General features: G+C 64.6%; 15 protein-coding genes and 1 pseudogene. 10 read left to right on the forward strand and 6 right to left on the reverse strand.

Annotation, left to right across the window (positions count from 1 at the left end; translation table 11 throughout):
* The 4 genes and pseudogenes from EOW65_RS09180 to EOW65_RS09195 all read right to left on the reverse strand — a co-directional run.
* On the reverse strand, positions 1–250 hold a 250-nt coding region (locus EOW65_RS09180), incomplete at its 3' end, for a hypothetical protein (protein WP_206364045.1).
* Between the two features lie 301 nt (positions 251–551).
* Positions 552–962, reverse strand: a pseudogene (locus tag EOW65_RS20480) (transposase); the annotation flags it as partial.
* A 232-nt stretch (positions 963–1,194) separates the two neighbouring features.
* The gene (locus tag EOW65_RS09190; RefSeq protein WP_128148745.1) at positions 1,195–1,983 is read right to left on the reverse strand and encodes a GntR family transcriptional regulator; all 789 of its coding nucleotides are present in this window, start codon (positions 1,981–1,983) and stop codon (positions 1,195–1,197) included.
* Positions 1,955–3,697 (reverse strand): glycerol-3-phosphate dehydrogenase/oxidase, encoded by a 1,743-nt coding sequence (locus EOW65_RS09195; protein ID WP_128148747.1) that lies wholly within the window; start codon positions 3,695–3,697, stop codon positions 1,955–1,957. Before EOW65_RS09195 ends, EOW65_RS09190 begins: the two co-directional genes overlap by 29 nt.
* A 253-nt stretch (positions 3,698–3,950) precedes the next feature.
* On the opposite strand from EOW65_RS09195, the gene EOW65_RS09200 reads away from it, so the two are divergent.
* The 10 genes from EOW65_RS09200 (at position 3,951) to map (ending at position 14,740) form a co-directional block, all read left to right on the forward strand.
* Positions 3,951–5,507 carry an FGGY-family carbohydrate kinase gene (locus EOW65_RS09200; protein ID WP_128148749.1) on the forward strand — a complete coding sequence of 519 codons (1,557 nt, stop codon included), beginning with the start codon at positions 3,951–3,953 and terminating at the stop codon, positions 5,505–5,507.
* Positions 5,504–6,592, forward strand: coding sequence for an ABC transporter ATP-binding protein (locus EOW65_RS09205; RefSeq protein ID WP_128148751.1), 1,089 nt, complete (start codon positions 5,504–5,506; stop codon positions 6,590–6,592). Before EOW65_RS09200 ends, EOW65_RS09205 begins: the two co-directional genes overlap by 4 nt.
* Complete coding sequence (locus EOW65_RS09210) at positions 6,585–7,667, forward strand: ABC transporter ATP-binding protein (RefSeq protein ID WP_128148753.1); 1,083 nt, start codon at positions 6,585–6,587, stop codon at positions 7,665–7,667. The genes EOW65_RS09205 and EOW65_RS09210 overlap by 8 nt, the downstream gene beginning before the upstream one ends.
* Positions 7,660–8,523: a carbohydrate ABC transporter permease gene (locus EOW65_RS09215; RefSeq protein ID WP_128148754.1), complete on the forward strand. Its 864-nt coding sequence runs from the start codon at positions 7,660–7,662 to the stop codon at positions 8,521–8,523. The genes EOW65_RS09210 and EOW65_RS09215 overlap by 8 nt, the downstream gene beginning before the upstream one ends.
* Positions 8,524–8,532: 9 nt before the next feature.
* On the forward strand, positions 8,533–9,402 hold the full coding sequence (locus EOW65_RS09220) for a carbohydrate ABC transporter permease (protein WP_128148756.1): 870 nt from the start codon (positions 8,533–8,535) through the stop codon (positions 9,400–9,402).
* A gap of 12 nt (positions 9,403–9,414) precedes the next feature.
* Positions 9,415–9,696 (forward strand): DUF2160 domain-containing protein, encoded by a 282-nt coding sequence (locus tag EOW65_RS09225; RefSeq protein ID WP_128148758.1) that lies wholly within the window; start codon positions 9,415–9,417, stop codon positions 9,694–9,696.
* A gap of 107 nt (positions 9,697–9,803) precedes the next feature.
* Positions 9,804–11,594, forward strand: a complete 1,791-nt coding sequence (locus tag EOW65_RS09230; RefSeq protein ID WP_128148761.1) for an ABC transporter substrate-binding protein — start codon at positions 9,804–9,806, stop codon at positions 11,592–11,594.
* A 65-nt stretch (positions 11,595–11,659) separates the two neighbouring features.
* On the forward strand, positions 11,660–13,441 hold the full coding sequence (locus EOW65_RS09235) for a thiamine pyrophosphate-binding protein (protein WP_240664605.1): 1,782 nt from the start codon (positions 11,660–11,662) through the stop codon (positions 13,439–13,441).
* Between the two features lie 406 nt (positions 13,442–13,847).
* Positions 13,848–13,976 (forward strand): hypothetical protein, encoded by a 129-nt coding sequence (locus tag EOW65_RS20380; RefSeq protein WP_276319600.1) that lies wholly within the window; start codon positions 13,848–13,850, stop codon positions 13,974–13,976.
* Between the two features lie 14 nt (positions 13,977–13,990).
* A complete protein-coding gene (gene map, locus EOW65_RS09240) occupies positions 13,991–14,740 on the forward strand; it encodes a type I methionyl aminopeptidase (RefSeq protein WP_128148765.1) in 750 nt (249 codons plus the stop codon).
* A gap of 159 nt (positions 14,741–14,899) precedes the next feature.
* Here map and rlmF read toward each other — a convergent pair whose 3' ends face one another.
* A complete protein-coding gene (gene rlmF, locus EOW65_RS09245; RefSeq protein ID WP_128148767.1) occupies positions 14,900–15,805 on the reverse strand; it encodes a 23S rRNA (adenine(1618)-N(6))-methyltransferase RlmF in 906 nt (301 codons plus the stop codon).
* Positions 15,806–16,075: 270 nt separating this feature from the next.
* Positions 16,076–16,912, reverse strand: coding sequence for an alpha/beta fold hydrolase (locus EOW65_RS09250; RefSeq protein WP_206364047.1), 837 nt, complete (start codon positions 16,910–16,912; stop codon positions 16,076–16,078).
* Positions 16,913–17,041 lie beyond the last annotated feature (129 nt).

Below are 17,041 nucleotides of genomic sequence, written 5' to 3' on the forward strand. Positions count from 1 at the left end.
CGGGCGCCGTTGCCAGAAGGCGATCCAGTTCCTTGCGCCGCGCGCTCAGGTCCAGCATCTGCTCTTTCACCTCCTCGGCTGGGATGCCGGCGAGGATGGCGTTGGCCTGAAATCGAGGTGTCGACCACGGCCGACGGCTTTCCTTGGTGACGTCGTCGATCACGTTCAGGATGCGAAATCGGCGGCCATCGGCAAATTGGTCCTGCACGAAGTCAATCGGCCAGCGGGCGTTCGCCATGGCTTCGGTCACCAATGGCGCTCGCCTTCCCATGGCCCGCTTCCGGCGTCGGCGCACCGAAACCCCTCCTCCCGGCAGAGCCGCGGGGGGGCGCTTGCGGTTCAGCACATGGCCGTCACACCGCAGGATCACATTCAGGCGGCGATAGCCGAACCGCCGGTGCGTCTCGGCGGCCCCGCGTAGCACCTCGCGCAGTTCGCGGTCATCCGGGCACCGGTGTCGGCATCGCCCCGAAGACCGATCCACCCCGATCAGGGAACACGCCGTTGTGCGCTACAAACTGTCCCCCGGACTGTTTGCTTTACGCTCCAACCTCACTCATCTCGTGGCCCTGTTCGAGATGGGCGATGGCCTCTCGCCTGGCGGCGGGCGTCACCGTTCGGGCATTCCTCAAACCGATGGCGGAACGCCCTCACTTTTGACAGCAGATCCTTCAGCGCCGTGTTGTCGGGCATTGCCTCTGCCAACAGGCGCTTCAACTTGGCGTTGTTCGCCCGTTCTCTCGAACCGGTGGCGTTCACGGGCTCACTCCTCGAGCGCCTTCAGACGCTTCGTCTCGGACGGCTCCATGCCCCCAAACTTCGCCTTCCAGGCGTAAAAAGTCGAGGTGCTGATCCCGTGCCGACGGCAGCCCCCGGCCGTCTTCGCCCCGTCGACATACAGGTCGACCCTGCTCGCGCAGGAGCGCGATGATCCGCTCCTCCGTGAACTTCGATCGCTTCAGGTCCGGTCACCTCCTTCCGCCGGACCCTAGCATCAGATCGATCTGTAATCGCCGGGCAAAGCAGCCGCGTAGTCCAGGAAATCAACCGGCGGATTCTTCATAAATTCGGAGCAGAATGGGGGGTTACGTCAAAGCCAGTCCGGATTTTAATCTGCTGAAAAGGGAACAGTTTGCCGCAGATCACCCGCGCCCTCGTTCGGCAAGCCCGCCGCCTGTCCCGCAGCGCACAGGTTCAGCTGATCTTGAAATGCAGCTGCGCCTTGTCGGAGCGGTAATAGGCTATGTAATGCTCGACCGGCACCGAATTCGCGCCAGTGGAGACGGATTCGATCCGCAGGATCGGCGTGCCCTCGGGCACTCGCAACATCGCGGCAATGTCGTCGCGTGCGGACACCGCTTCGATCCAGCGCTCGGCCTCCCGGATGGTTAGGCCGTAGCGCTGGCTCAGCGTGGCATAGAGCGATTTGTCGTGCATGTGCAACTCGGTGAAACCCGGCACATCCGTCGCCCGCAACTGGGTATAGACGATCAGCCGCGGCACCCCGTCGACCATCAGCAGTCGGTTGAATTCCACCACCTTCTCGCGCGGACCGAGCTTCAGCATCTCGGCCTCGTGGTCCGTCGGGCCCCGCAGTCGCTGGGACAGAACGATCCGCAAGATTGCATCGTCGCGCCCGAGGAAATCCCGGCTGAAGGAGATATTGCTGCCGACAAAATCCTGCGCTTCACGCGTGTCGGCGACGAAAGACCCCTTGCCCTGCACCTTGTAGACCCGGCCGTCTACCACCAGCTGGTTCAACGCCTCGCGTACCACGGTCCGCGACACCCCGAATTCGGCGCAGAGTTCGGCTTCCGACGGCAGACGGCTGTGCGGGGGCATGCCGCCATCCGCAATGCGCGCCAGCAGGCCATCGCGCAGCTGCACCCAGAGCGGGGGACCATTGCGGTCGAGCGCAGTGCCTGCCTCCCGCGCCGGGGCGTCCGGAGGGGGGTCATCCCGAAGCGGTGGCTTGGAGGTCATGGCGGGGCAGTTCCTTCAGGCAGATGCGCGTACGGTGTCGGGTCTCGAGCAGCTCCGCCAGATGGCCCAGCTCTTCTGAGAGCCGCGCTCCGGACCAGCCGAGCGTCTGTGCCGCGATACTTCCTAATGCGGCAATTCCAGGCTCCGTCGCAAGCCCCTCAAATGCCAAAAGCGTACGGCGCAGGACCAGATCGTCGAGGCGCTCCACGCGCTCATTGCGGCACAGCCAGGCGATCTCCTGCTCCCAATAGCCGGGCAGGGCTGCAATCGGGCGCGGCGCCCCGGCGAGGGCATCGGCGATCTCGAGCGCGGTCATCCCATAGCGCATAAAGAGCCGTTCCGCCTCCGCCGCTGGCAGCCCGGACCGTCGGGAAATGTCGCGCAGCACCCGTGCGCGGCCGTCCGCGTCGCGCGGTAGATCCCGGCCACCGCCGATCTGCATCTGCAGTGTTGTGTTGCGCCGGGCCAGCCCGAGCCGCGCCAGAACCACATCCGCGATCTGGGCCGCGCAGGCGCGATAGGTGGTCCATTTGCCGCCGACCAGCGTAAGCACCGGGAACGGGCGGCTGGCGTCGGGTTCGAACACCCGCAGACTGTGATCCCGGCTGATCGCGCCGGTGGCGCCCGAGGCGGTGCGCGGTAACGGCCGGACCCCGCAGAAGGTGAAGATGATATCATTGCGACGGGGAGCGGCGCCGGGCAGGACTTCCTCGAGCACCTTAAACAGGTAGTCGATCTCTTCGTCGGTGCAGCACGCACTATCGGCCTCGTCGCAGCGCAGGTCGGTGGTGCCGAGAATCACCTTCCCCCCATCGAGCCGGTAGACGAGACAGGCGCGGAAATCCGAGGTCTCGAAATAGATCATGCTGTCGTCCAGCTGCGCCGCCAGATCTGGGCGGTCCAGCACGAGATGCGAGCCCCGTGTGCCCCCCACCAGCCGATCGGGAATGCCGAGGCAATGGTCCACCCCGTCAATCCAGGCTCCGGTGCAGTTCACCACCAGCCGCGGGCGCAGCTCCAGCGTGGCCCCGCCGATCTGGTCCGTCAGGATCACCCGGTCGCCCGCGACGCCGGTCACTGCCAGATGGGTCAGCGCCATGCACCCCGGGCAATCCGCCTCGGCATCGGCCGCAATCTCCATCGTCAGGCGCTCCGGCGAGGAGATCCGGGCATCGAAATATTCCAGCACCGCCGCCACGCGCGGCGCGAGCAACGGGAAGCGGCGGCGCGCGTCGGCCAATGGAATCGCCCGATGCCGCGGCATGCTCCGCAGGTGGTCGCCGAAGCGGTCGAAGATCCAAAGCCCGAAGCGGACGACCAGCGCCCCCTTCGCTCCCGGATCGCGCTTCAGCTTCAGAAACCGCAGACCGGCCGCCAGGGTCCCGCCGGTCCAGCTGAAGACCGGGATCCAGACCGGGATCGGGCGCACTTGGTGGGCTGCGTTGAGCAGCAGCTGGTTGCGCTCCTCGACAGATTCGCGGACCAGCGAAAATTCTCCCGTTTCGAGATACCGCAGCCCACCGTGGATCAGTCGGGAGGGCGCCGAACTGGTGCCTGCGGCGAAGTCGTTTCGCTCGACCAGAATCGCCTCTACCCCCTGCGCTGCCAGATCGCGCAGCAGCCCGACCCCGTTGATGCCGCCGCCGACGATCAGGATCCTGTCGTCGCCGTCGCCGGCCCTGAGTGCTGCAATCAGTTCGTCCCGTTGCCTCATGATCATCCTCCCCCGGATCAAGGGGCAGGCTAGGCATTGCAACATATAATTACAAGATGTAAGTTATGATTACCATTTCCCCCTGATATTTGCGCTTGCAGCACGAAGGTTGCGCGGTTGCAGCATGAATATTATCGGTTGACAGGCTAAAATCTTTCCGCCTTCATCAACTTATCATTACAGGTTGGCTCAACGCTTGGGAGGGCGTTCAGCCTGGCGATGGCGTGGCGAATACCGCGAGGGAGGAGATACAATGGCCAAGCTGTTTATCGGCGTGGATGCCGGAGGCACGATGGTGAAGGTTGCAGCCTTCGACGCCGAGGGGCATGAGCTCGGATGCGAGCATCGCCCCAATCCGATGACATTTCCGCACCCCGGCTGGACTGAGCGGGACCCGGACGTGATGTGGCGCAATGCGGCTGCCGCGATCCGTGACCTGCTGGCGCGAATGGCGATCGACCCGGCTGACGTGGCGGTGGTGACGGCCTCCGGCTACGGCGCCGGGATCTTCCTGCTGGACCATGCCGGGCGGCCCGTACGCCCCGCGCTGGGGTCCACCGACAGCCGGGCCGCCGGATTGGTCGCGCGCTGGAGGCGGAATGGGCTTGCCACTGAGTTGCCGCTCGCGGTGAGCCAGGGAGTCTGGACCGGCCAGACTTCGGTTCTGCTCGCCTGGTTCCAGGAGCATGAGCCCGAGGTCGCCGAGCGCACAGCCCATGTCCTCAGCTGCAAGGATTTCCTCACCTATCGCCTCAGCGGGACCATCTCCACCGATCCGACGGATGCGGGCTGCGCCGGAGTGCTGGATCTGGCGCGCGGCTGCTATGCGGCGGATGCGCTGCGCGAGGCCGGGTTGCGGCGCTGGCTGGACAAGTTGCCGCCGATAGGACCCGCGGGGGAGCTGGTGGGGGCGGTTACACCCGACGCCGCGGCGCTGACCGGCCTGCGCGCGGGGACGCCGGTTGCGCGGGGGGTCTATGACGTGGTCGGCTGCTCGCTGGCCTCCGGGTTCACCGGCACCGATCAGCTGGGCGTGGTGGCCGGCACCTTCAGCATCAATTCGACCTTGCACCGGGCCCCCTGCCTCGACCCGATGCCGACGCTGCAATCGCCTTACCCGGGAGCACCGGGGCATTACATCGCCACCATTGCCACACCGACCTCTGCCTCCAACCTGGAATGGCTGTGTCGGACGATGTTGGCCGCAGAGGCCGAGCGCGCACACCGTGCCGGGCGATCGATCTATGATATCTGCAGCGAACTGGTGGCCGAGGGAATCGAACGGGAGAGCGATGCGCTTTTCCTTCCCTATCTGTTCGGCGGGCCGGATGGGGTGCCGGGCGCGCTGTTCGGCCTGACCGCCGGCTCGAGCCTCGGCGATGTGCTGCGCGCGGTGTTCGAGGGCATCGTTTTCGCCCATCGCACCGATATCGACTATCTGCTCGGCGGTGGGGCCTCGGCGCGTCCGAAACAGGTGCTTTTGGCCGGGGGGCCGTCGAAGAGCCATGTCTGGTCGCAGATGTTCTGCGATGTGATCGGCTTGCCGCTCACCGTGGCTGAGGGCTCTGAATTCGGCGCAAAAGGCGCCGCGATCTGCGGTGCCGTGGCCATCGGTGCGGCGTCCGATATCCCGGTCGCGATCGCCCGCATGACCCGTGTCGCCCGCAGGTATACGCCCCGCACCGAACGCTTGGTGCGGATCGACTGCCAGTATGACCGCTTCCGTCGGATGTCGCGGCAGCTTTCCGACGCCTGGATGCCCGCCGGCCCCGAGCCGTCGCCCTCCTGTTTCGAAGGGGCGCAGGCATGACCATCCGTCTGGAAAACGTCGGGCGCCGCGTCGACGGGGCCATGCACCTGTCCGGGATCGATCTGGTGCTGGAGCCGGGACGGCTCTATGTCCTGTTCGGCCGGACCCATGCCGGCAAGACCAGCCTGCTGCGCGTGCTGGCGGGGCTCGACCGTCCGAGCGAGGGCCGGATGACGGAAAACGGCGCCGACCTCGCCGCCGTGCCGGTGCCGAGCCGCAATGTCGCCTTCGTGTACCAGCAGTTCGTGAACTATCCCTCCTTTTCGGTGGGCGAAAACATCGCCGCCCCGTTGCGCCGCAGGGGGCTGTCCGCAGAGGAAATCTCGCGCCGGGTCACCGATGTGGCGCGCCGGGTCCAGCTGGAGTCCTTTCTCGACCGGTTGCCGGGGCAGCTTTCCGGCGGGCAGCAGCAGCGCCTCGCCATCGCCCGAGCATTGGCGCGCGAGGCATCGTTGATGTTGTTCGATGAACCCCTGGTGAACCTGGATTACAAGCTGCGCGAAGGCTTGCGCGAGGAGCTGCGCGGCCTGTTCCGCCAGGGCCGCCAGATCGTGGTCTATGCGACCACCGAACCCGAGGAGGCGCTGCAGATGGGGGGCACCACCATCGTGTTGCACGAGGGCCGCGTGGTCCAGCAGGGGCCGGCGCAGGAAATCTACCGGAAACCGCAATCAGCGCTGGTGGCCTCGATTTTCTCGGAGCCACCGATGAATCTGGTCCCGGCCCGGATCGAGGCCGACCGGCTGCGCATCGGCACGCTCTCGATACCCCGCCCCGCCCATATCCCGGCCGGCCTTCAGGGCGAATGCCGCATTGGGCTGCAACCGCACCGGGTCCGGCACGCCGAAAGCCCCGGAGCGATCCGGCTCGAAGGGGAGATGCTGCTCGCCGAAGTCGACGGCTCCTCCACCTTCGCGCATTTCACGGCTGCAGGGCATCCTTGGGTTGCCCGGATCGAGGGCGTCCACGCCCTGCACCCCGGCACGGCCTTTGCGGGCCATGTCGATCCGCGCGATCTCTATGTCTTTGCCGCCGACGGTGCGCTGGTTGCGCCCGCCGCGACCGGAGGGCCCGTCCATGGCTGAGATCACCATTTCCGCCCTGTGCCATTCCTATGACGGAGATCTGTCGGACCGCTCGCGCCTGGCTCTGAAGGGGATCGATCATGTGTGGCTCGATGGCGGCGCCTATGCCCTGCTGGGGCCGTCGGGGGGCGGAAAGTCCTCCATGCTGAACATCATCTCCGGTCTGGTGCGGCCCACCGCGGGGCGAATTCTGTTCGACGGGCGCGAGGTGACCGATCTGCGCCCGGAGGAGCGCAACATCGCCCAGGTGTTCCAGTTCCCGGTGCTCTATGACACGATGTCTGTGGCGGAAAATCTGGCCTTCCCACTGCGCAACCGCCGCCTGCCGGCACCGCTGATTGCGCGGCGGGTGGCGGAGGTCGCCGAGATGCTTGATCTCGGCCCGCTGCTGAAGCGACGTGCGGCGGGGCTCGGGGCGGCCGACAAGCAGAAGATCAGTCTCGGGCGCGGACTGGTGCGCGAGGACGTGGCGGCGATTCTGTTCGACGAGCCGCTGACGGTGATCGACCCGCAGGTGAAGTTCGAACTGCGCCGCAAACTGAAGCTCGTGCATGAGACGCTGAAACTCACGCTGGTCTATGTGACCCATGACCAGAACGAGGCGCTGACCTTCGCCGACGAAGTGGTGGTGATGTCGCATGGCGAGCTGTTGCAGGCCGGCACGCCCGAGGCCCTCTATGAGCGCCCTTCGCACAGTTTCGTCGGTCGGTTCATCGGCTCTCCGGGGATGAATTTCCTGCCCTGTGCCCTAGAGGGAGGCGAGATCCGTTTCGACGGCGGGCGGCTGCCCGCGCGGGGCCTCGCCGTGCCGGGAAGGGCGAAGCTCGCCCTTGGGCTGCGTCCGCAGGCGATCCGCCCCGCCGCCGCGCCGACCGGGATCGAGGCCGATCTGATCGAAGTTGAGGAGCGCGGCTCCTACCGGATCGTCGATCTCGCCCTTGGCGCGAACCGGATCAAGATGCGCTTGCCCGAGGACATCCCGCTGCCTGCGGGGCGCTTCCCGCTGGCGTTCAACCTTTCGTCCACGCTCGTCTATGCCGACGACCAGTTGGTGGGAGACCTCACCCATGCATAAACTCGAAGACAACCGCGCCTGGTTTCTGGTGATCCCGGTTTTCGTGCTGGTCGCCTTCAATGCGGTCGTGCCGCTGATGACGGTGGTCAACTATTCGGTGCAGGACATCTTCGGTCCCGGCCAGCGCGCTTTCGTCGGCGTCGAATGGTTCCGCGAGATGCTGCGCGACCCGACCGTGCAATCTGCGTTCTTGCGCCAGATCCTGTTTTCGCTGCTGGTGCTGGCGATGCAGATCCCGCTCGGGGTGGGGGTCGCACTGCTGCTGCCGCGCAGCGGCTGGAAATCCTCGCTCGCAATCATCCTGGTGGCGATTCCGCTGCTGGTGCCGTTCAACGTGGTGGGGACTATCTGGCAGGTCTATGCCCGCCCGGAGATCGGGCTTTTCGGGCGCCTGATCAACGCCACCGGTATCGATTACAACTATACCGCAAGCCCTCTGGCGGCCTGGGTGACGCTCCTGCTCATGGATGCCTGGCACTGGGCGCCGCTGGTCATTCTGCTTGCCTTCGCGGGGCTGTGTTCGATCCCGGAGCCCTACTATCAGGCCGCCCGTATCGACGGAGCCAGCCGGGCAGCCGTGTTCCGGTTCATCGAGCTCCCGAAGCTGCGCGGAGTGCTGACCATCGCGGTCCTGCTGCGCTTCATGGACAGCTTCATGATCTATACTGAACCTTTTGTCGTCACCGGGGGCGGCCCCGGCAGCTCGACCACCTTCCTGTCGATCCGCCTCGTGAACATGGCGGTGGGGCAGTTTGACCTCGGACCGGCGGCAGCTTTCTCGCTGATGTATTTCCTCGTGATCCTGCTCTTCTCCTACGTGTTTTACACGATCATGAAACTGAACAACGCGCGCTGAGGGCCCGTCATGACCGCAATCCAGACCTTTGTTCCCGCGGCCGCGGAACTGACCCGCCCGAAGCGCACCGCGACCCGCGCCCGGATCTTCAGCGCAACTCTGCTTGGCCTGTTCCTGCTGTTCCAGGCCCTGCCGATCTACTGGATCGTGCGGATGTCACTGATGACGCCGAATAACGTGCTCACGCGGCCTGACTTCCTGCCGGTGGAGCCCACGCTTGACAATTACCGCACGATCTTCACCGATCCGAGCTGGTACATGAGCTATGTGCATCAGATCAGCTATGTGGCGCTGAACACGGTGATCTCGCTCGCGGTGGCGCTGCCGGCGGCCTACGCCTTCTCGCGTTACCGGTTCTTGGGCGACAAACATGTGTTCTTTTGGCTGTTCTCCAATCGGATGGCGCCGCCTGCGGTGTTCCTGCTGCCGTTCTTTCAGCTCTATTCGGCGGTCGGGCTGTTCGATACGCCCTGGGCGGTGGCGCTCGCGCATACGCTCTTCGTGGTGCCGCTCGCGGTCTGGATTCTTGAAGGCTTCATGTCGGGGATCCCGCGCGAGATCGACGAGACCGCGCTGGTCGACGGTTTCTCGCTGCCACGCTTCTTCGTGACGGTCTTCATGCCGATGATCGCTTCGGGGATCGGGGTCACGGCCTTCTTCTGCTTCATGTTCTCCTGGATCGAGCTGCTTCTGGCGCGGACGCTGACCTCCGTCGATGCGCGGCCGATTGTGGTGACGATGACGCGAACCGCCTCCACCTCGGGGATGGACTGGGGGCTTCTGGCGGCGGCCGGGGTGCTGACGATCCTGCCCGGGATCGCGGTGATCTGGTTCGTGCGCAACTACATCGCCAAGGGCTTTGCCCTGGGCCGGGTCTGAGGAGGATCGGAGATGGATCTCGAATGGATGGCTTGGACAACGCCCACTGCGGTGTTCTTTGCGGTGATCGTGCTGCTCCTGGCGTCGATGACGGTGGCGCAGGTTCTCTGGCCCACCACCGAACGCAAGGGTCTGTTGCCGATGCCGACGACGCGCGGTGACCGGTTGTTTCTGGCGCTGATCGCCGCTGCCTTCCTGCACCTCGGCTTTGTCTACGCCACGGATATGGAAACCTTCTGGCTGCCGTTTGGCTTGTCGGTCGCACTCGGGCTGCTGATCCTGCGCTTCGGCTGATCGCACCCGCTTTCTGCAGGAAATTCGCGCATTCCGATCCGAGGCTTCGGACCGGGCAAGAGAGAGGCATGCCCGGAGGAGGGGCTGCCCGCAACAGGGAGGAAGAGATGAGACCTACCGCAACCTTGGGCAAACCGGCCATCGGCAGGCCGGCCCCCCGCAGACGCGCCTGGATCGCGCTCCTGAGCGCAAGTGTTGGCCTGGTCGGGCAGGCCGCCCAAGCCCAGGACCGCGCCGCAATCGAGAAATGGGTGGACAGCGAGTTCCAGCCCTCGTCGCTCAGCCGCGACCAGCAGATCTCGGAGATGGAGTGGTTCCAGAAAGCTGCCGTCCCGTTCAAGGGGATGTCGATCAACGTGGTGTCCGAGTCGATCCCGACCCACACCTATGAATCGCAGGTCTTGACCAAGGCCTTCGAGGAAATCACCGGGATCAAGGTCACGCATGACCTGCTGCAGGAAGGCGACGTGATCGAGAAGCTGCAGACGCAGCTGCAATCGGGGCAGAATGTCTATGACGCCTATGTCAACGACAGTGACCTGATCGGCACGCATTTCCGCTATGGCTGGACGGTGCCGCTCTCGGATTACATCGCGGGCGACGGCAAGGACGTCACCTCGCCCACGCTCGACCTGCCGGATTTCATGGGCATTTCCTTCACCACCGCGCCCGACGGCAAGATCTACATGCTGCCCGACCAGCAGTTCGCGAACCTGTACTGGTTTCGCTACGACCTGTTCAGCCGCCCGGACCTGAAGGAGAAGTTCAAGGCAAAATACGGCTATGACCTCGGCGTGCCGGTCAACTGGTCTGCCTATGAGGACATCGCGGAATTCTTCAGCAAGGATGTGAAGGAAATCGACGGCCAGCCGATCTTCGGCCACATGGACTACGGCAAGAAGGACCCGTCGCTCGGCTGGCGCTATACCGATGCATGGTTCTCCATGGCCGGGTCGGGCGACAAAGGCCTGCCGAATGGGCTGCCGGTCGACGAATGGGGCATCCGGATGCAGGATTGCCACCCGGCCGGATCCTCGATCGAACGCGGCGGTGACATCAACGGTCCGGCAGCGGTCTATGCGCTCGACACCTCGATCCGCTGGCTGAAGGACTATGCGCCGGCCGAAGCGCAGGGCATGACCTTCTACGAATATTCGCCGGTCACCTCGGGCGGCACCATCGCGCAGCAGGCCTTCTGGTACACTGCCTTCGTCGCTGACTTCGCGAAGCCCGGTATGCCGGTGGTGAATGCCGACGGCACGCCGAAATGGCGCGTCGCGCCCTCGCCGCATGGCGCCTATTGGCACGAGGGGATGAAGCTCGGCTATCAGGATGCGGGCTCCTGGCTGCTCCTGAAATCCACTCCCGCGGAGCGGCGGAAGGCGGCTTGGCTCTATGCGCAGTTCGTCACCTCGAAGACCGTGGATGTGAAGAAATCCCACGTCGGGCTGACCTTCATCCGCGACAGCACCGTGCGCCATGAAAGCTTCACCAAGCGGGCGCCGGAACTTGGAGGGCTGATCGAGTTCTACCGCTCTCCGGCCCGCGTGGCCTGGACGCCCACTGGCGTGAACGTGCCCGACTACCCGAAGCTTGCGCAGCTGTGGTGGTCCAATATCGCCACGGCGATCTCGGGCGAGACCTCGGTGCAGGAGGCGCTGAACAACCTCGCCGACGCGCAGGACAAGGTCATGGAGCGGCTGGAGCGCGCCGATGTGCAGAAGATCTGCGGGCCGAAGCTGAACAAGAAGGAAACGGCTGAGTACTGGTTCGAGAAATCCGAGAAGGACGGCAATCTCGCGCCGCAGCGCAAGCTCGCCAATGAGAAGCCGCAAGGTGAGACCGTCGCTTACGAGGACCTGCTGGCCGCCTGGGCGGCGGGTAAGGTCAAGCCTTGACGTAACCACGCCGGGGCAGGCGCCCCGGCGCATCCCCCTGACGAAAGGAGAGAACTATGCCCCACATGGGCGATTTGGTGGCCGAGATGCTGGCAAGATCCGGTGTCGATGTGGTGTTCGGAATGCCCGGAGGGCAGACGACCGCCTTGCATGACGGGATTTCGCGGCGCTCGAACAGGATCCGGCATGTGCTGATGCGCGACGAGAGGAACGCCGCCTATGCCGCCGATGCCTATGCGCGGCTGACCGGCAAGCCGGGTGTCTGCGATGTGACGGTGGGGCCAGGTGCGAACCTGCTGCCTGCCGGGTTCCTCGAGGCGCTGAATGCGTCGATCCCGATGGTGGGCATTGTGGGCGAATTGCCGCTCGACTGGCTGGCGCTGAAGGAGAAGGGGATCGCAAGCCAGGGCTTCGACCAGCTTTCCTTCTTCAAGACCTGCACCAAGGCTGCCTGGCAGGTGCCTTCGGCGGCGGCGCTGCCAGATATCCTGCGCACCGCGTTCCGGGTGGCGACCTCGCCGCGCCCCGGGCCGGTCGCGGTGATAATCCCGCATGACATTTTCGATGCCGATTGGGATGGTGTGACCCCACCGCCAACGGTGGACGACCGCACGATCCGCATCCCCTATCTGCGCTCGACCGCGCCGGCGGGCGATATCGCGATGGCGGCCGCGCTGATCCGCCGGGCGAAACGTCCCGCGCTTGTCTGCGGCGGTGGCGTGCATGGCGCCGATGCCTGCGCAGAGGTCACCGCCTTCGCCGACAGGCTGAACGGGCTGACGGTGACCTCTCTCTCCGGCAAGGGGTCGGTTCCCGAAACCCGCCCCTATGCGGCGGGGGTGCTCAATCCGCTTGGCTCCTGGGCCGCGATTGAACTGATTCAGGAGGCCGATCTGGTGATCTGGTGCGGCTCGAAGGTGAGCCAGAACACCGGCATGAACTGGACCTTGCCGCGCCCGGAGCAGGCGACGATCACCATTGACTTCGATCCGCTGGAACACGGGCGCACCTTTCGGCCGACTGTGCCGCTGCTTGGCGACGTGCGCGAGATCATCGTCGCGCTCGACGGCGCGCTGGGCGCGCAGCCCGCCCGGGCGGGCTGGTTGCAGCGCATCGCCGAGGTGAAGGCCGAGGGCGAACGCCAGAAAGCGGTCGAGATTGCCGCTGAGACGGTTCCGATCCAGCCTCCGCGGGTGATGGCGGAACTCGCAAAGCGGATCGGGTCCGAGGATATTGTGGTTTCGGATGCCTCCTTCTCTGCCGGCTGGATCGCGGGCTACATTCCGGCGCAACAGCCCGGGCGCCAGTTCTTGTTTGCGCGCGGTCAGGGCGGGCTTGGCTATTCGGTGCCGGGTGCGATCGGCGCGGCCGAAACCCGTCCCGGAACGCGGATCGTTACCGTCGCGGGTGACGGCGCCTTTTCCTATACGGTGGGAGAACTTGCGACTCAGGCGCAGTTCAACCAACGGGTGGTGAACGTGGTGCTGAACAACGGCAGACTCGGCTGGATCCAGCTCTGGCAGGAGATCTTCTTCAAGAATGTGCAATCGGCACTCCTGGAAACGGAGACAGTACAGCCGAGCTTTGCCGCAGCGGCGCAGGCCCTCGGGCTGCGGGGCTTCACGGTGGATCGGCCCGAGGAGATCGGTCCCGCGCTTGATGCGGCTTTCGCTCATGACGGCCCCTCGGTGGTGGAGGTGCGCATCGACGACCGGGCAACGCCGATCCATTCGTTCAAGCGCCGGATGCGCGAGAGCGCTGATGCGCCGCGCCCGCGCCCCGGCACGGTGTACAAGCTGCGCGACTGGAAGGTCTCGCCGCAGCTGGTCGAGGACCCGGCTGAATGACTTGGCGCCGCATCCGGCTTTGGCCGGGTGCGGCGCCCTTGTGGAGGTGCATGGACCCGATCTGCTCTCCTGAAATGTCCTGGCTTTCAGGGAAGCCTGGTTTCCAGATGAGGGACAGATGATGACGAATCCGGTTCCGCGAAAAGCAGACCATTGACATCCTGAAGGCGCACCAGGCCTGGCTGAGCGCGAAGGAGCTGTGCGGCAAAGTGGCAATGGTTTTCCCGTTATCCTGTTCATCGGAAGTGACCAAGAGACGGAAACTGCATTGTCATCGACGTTTTGGCCATGGACGACCTCGATCAGGCTCGGGGCCTTGATCCGGCGACCAGAGAGGCCGCCGGATCGGCCCCCGCTCGAAGATCTGGAAACGATCCGGGGGATCGTTTTTCTGAGAACGGGTGGCATGAACCTCAAACGGTATGCCGTCACCGACCGCGCGGCCAAGCTGCGCTTCTGCGAAATCCCTGCGCGCATTCTGGCAATGCAAACCTTGCCGGTCGTTGCTATTACGGCATTGCCCTGTCTCCCCTGAAAAGAGCGTTTGTCATGACGATCACCAGAGAAGAAGAACTGGATGGCATGAAGGCGATCGGCCGGATCGTGGCGAACACGCTGAAGATCATGTCGACGGCGCTCGAACCCGGGATGACGACGCGCGAGCTTGACGAGATCGGGCGCGAGGTTCTCGACCGCGAAGGCGCCCAGTCGGCGCCAAAGCTCACCTATGACTTCCCCGGCACCACCTGCATCAGCGTGAATGAGGAGATTGCACATGGGATCCCCGGTGACAGGGGCATCGCCCGGGGCGACGTGGTGAACATCGATGTTTCCGCATCGAAGGATGGGTTCTTTGCCGATACCGGGGCGAGCTTTCGGGTGCCCCCGGTGCGCGCCTCTCTCGAGCGCCTGTGCAAGGACGGCAAGCGGGCGATGCAGATCGGCATTGCGCAGGTCGGCCACGACAAGCCGCTGGCCGGGATCGGTCAGGCGATCGGGCGTTTCGCCTCTGCGCGCGGCTATACCCTGATCCGCAATCTTGCCAGCCATGGTGTCGGTCGTTCGCTGCATGAATATCCCGAAGAGATCGCAACCTGGCCCACGCGCCGAGACAAGCGCCGCATGCACAACGGGATGGTGCTGACGGTCGAGCCGTTCCTGTCCCGGGGCGGGCTGATGGCGACGGAAGGTGACGACGGATGGACTCTCTTCAGCCATCCCCGCGCCCTGGCGGTCCAATACGAACATACCGTCATCGCGACGCATGGCGCGCCGGTCATCGTGACTCTGCCAGGTTGAGTGAGGTGCCTCGGCTCGTCGCGGTCATGCGGGAACTGCCGGGGGCACCCAGCGCAAGATCTGGCCGCACCTGAGCGGCTCAGAGCCGACATTGACCATGCGCTTCGCAGTTTGTGACGGGCTCGCGCGCCTTGGGCGATGGCGCCGGCAGTGACCCGCCTATAAGGATCTCTGCCTTTCAGGATAGTACGTCCAGGCCAGAAACCGACTGGTCTTCTGGCCCTGCGCCATTTCGACAACCTTGAACTCGGCAACCTTCGCTTTCTTCAGCAGTCTGCAGAGTGGCTTGAGGCTGTCTTTCTTGGACACCAGGCAGGTGAACCACAGGCACTGGTCGGCAAAAGCTATGCTCTGCTCGATCATTCGGGCGATGAAGCCGATTTCACCCCCGGGGCACCAGAGTTCGGCATTCTGGCCGCCGAAATTGAGTGCGGCCGACTGCCCCTTGCCAAGATTGCGCCACTTGCGCCGCGTGCCCTCTTCGGCTTCGGCAAGCGATGCGTGAAACGGCGGGTTGCACAGCGTGACATGGAAAATGTCATCGGGGCCGACAACACCTTCGAAGATATCCTCCGGATTGTTCTGACGCCTGAGACGGATATTCAGCCCATTGCGTTTGCAGATCTCGCGGCCCGACTTGAGCGAGACCGGGTCGATATCGACACCGGTGAAGTCCCAGCCGTATTCATGCCGACCTGTCAGCGGATACACGAGGCTGGCGCCGGTTCCGATGTCTAGCGCCTTGATCTCGGGGCCGTGCGGGATCTTGTGGCCGTTACTCTCGGCCAGCAGATCCGCCAGGTAGTGGACGTAATCGACACGGCCCGGGATCGGAGGACACAGGAAAGAGGCCGGAATATCCCAGAAATCAATGTCATAATGCGTCCGCAACAGCGCCCGATTGAGCATGCGGACCGCGTTCGGGTCCTGAAAATCGATCGTCGTCTGACCGCGCGGGTTTCTTGTCGTGAGGGCCTCCAGTTCGGGAGATCTCACGAACAGGCGTTCAAAGTCATACCCCTCCCGGTGCTGGTTGCGGGGGTGCAACATCGGTTTGACTGCCATGGAAAACCTTCTGGCCTATTGGTGCAGGCCGCGCGCCCGACAGGGCGTCAAGCTTAGAGCTTCGCAGCTGCTTGCGGAATACCTGAACGGCCCGGTGGCGACATTTGCCAACCCGCCTGCGGTGTGGTTCGGCGTCGCAAATGCTGCCAGGCGGGGTGAGATGCAGCAGCATTCGGTTTTCTGTGGCTGCGGTGCGAGACTTTCTTGCCGCTTTCATCTTCAATCCGACCATGCCGGAGCTGCCCGGCATGGTCGGACCTCTCGGTCAGATCAGGCCGTGATGAAGGCCAGGATATCGGCGTTCAGCAGGTCCGCATGGGTGGTCAGCATCCCGTGCGAGAGGCCCTTGTAGATCTTCATCTGACCGTTCTGCAGCAGCTTGATCTGCTTCTCGGCCGCGTCCTTGTAGGGCACGACTTGGTCGTCGTCGCCATGCAGCACCAGCGTGGGCACGGTGATCGCCTTCAGATCCTCGGTCTGGTCGGTCTCCGAGAAGGCCTTGATCCCGTCGTAATGGGCCTTGGCACCGCCCATCATGCCCTGACGCCACCAGTTGTCGATCACGCCCGGCAGCACCGTCGCGCCCGCGCGGTTGAAGCCGTAGAACGGGCCGGCCGGGATATCGCGGAAGAACTGCGCCCGGTTCGTGGCGAGCGCAGCCCGGAAGCCGTCGAAGACCTCGAGCGGCGTGCCCTCGGGGTTGGCCGTGGTCTTCAGCATCAGGGGCGGCACGGCGGCCACGAGGACAGCCTTGGCAACCCGGCCCTGTGGCTGACCGAATTTCGCGACATAGCGCGCGACCTCGCCGCCGCCGGTCGAATGCCCGATATGGACCGCGTTACGCAGATCGAGCGCCTCGAACACGGCCGCCGCATCGGCGGCATAATGGTCCATGTCGTGCCCCTCGCTGACCTGCTGCGAGCGGCCGTGCCCGCGGCGGTCATGGGCGATGACGCGATAGCCATGCGACAGGAAGAACAGCATCTGCGCATCCCAGTCATCCGACGACAGCGGCCAGCCGTGGTGGAAGACGACGGGCTGAGCGTCTTTCGGCCCCCAGTCCTTGTAGAAGATCTCCACGCCGTCTTTCGTCTTGATCGTATCCATCATGATATCTCCTTGGATTTGTGCCAGAATTTCACGCGGCAGCGCCGAGAGGGCCGCGGCCGCCGCCGCGGTCATCAGCATCTGTCGCCTTGTGTGTTCGATCGCCATTGTGACCTCTTGCTTTCGACA

This window comes from Paenirhodobacter ferrireducens (genome assembly GCF_004022265.1).
GTDB classification, from domain to species: domain Bacteria; phylum Pseudomonadota; class Alphaproteobacteria; order Rhodobacterales; family Rhodobacteraceae; genus Rhodobacter; species Rhodobacter ferrireducens.